The organism is Burkholderia sp. SCN-KJ (assembly GCF_024656005.1).
GTDB lineage: Bacteria > Pseudomonadota > Gammaproteobacteria > Burkholderiales > Burkholderiaceae > Burkholderia.
Genome location: NZ_JANKOG010000108.1, coordinates 1 through 478 on the forward strand (window position 1 = coordinate 1; position 478 = coordinate 478).

Consider the following 478-nt stretch of genomic DNA (forward strand, 5'->3'; position numbering starts at 1 on the left):
GAACCGAAAACAGTAACAGGTTTAAACTGAAGAGTTTGATCCTGGCTCAGATTGAACGCTGGCGGCATGCCTTACACATGCAAGTCGAACGGCAGCACGGGTGCTTGCACCTGGTGGCGAGTGGCGAACGGGTGAGTAATACATCGGAACATGTCCTGTAGTGGGGGATAGCCCGGCGAAAGCCGGATTAATACCGCATACGATCTACGGATGAAAGCGGGGGACCTTCGGGCCTCGCGCTATAGGGTTGGCCGATGGCTGATTAGCTAGTTGGTGGGGTAAAGGCCTACCAAGGCGACGATCAGTAGCTGGTCTGAGAGGACGACCAGCCACACTGGGACTGAGACACGGCCCAGACTCCTACGGGAGGCAGCAGTGGGGAATTTTGGACAATGGGCGAAAGCCTGATCCAGCAATGCCGCGTGTGTGAAGAAGGCCTTCGGGTTGTAAAGCACTTTTGTCCGGAAAGAAATCCTTG

At 55.2% G+C, this 478-nt stretch carries 1 rRNA gene; it reads left to right on the top strand.

Annotated features, from left to right (window positions below):
- Nucleotides 1-23: 23 nt before the first annotated feature.
- Nucleotides 24-478 (top strand): 16S ribosomal RNA (locus NQV17_RS37850); the annotation flags it as partial.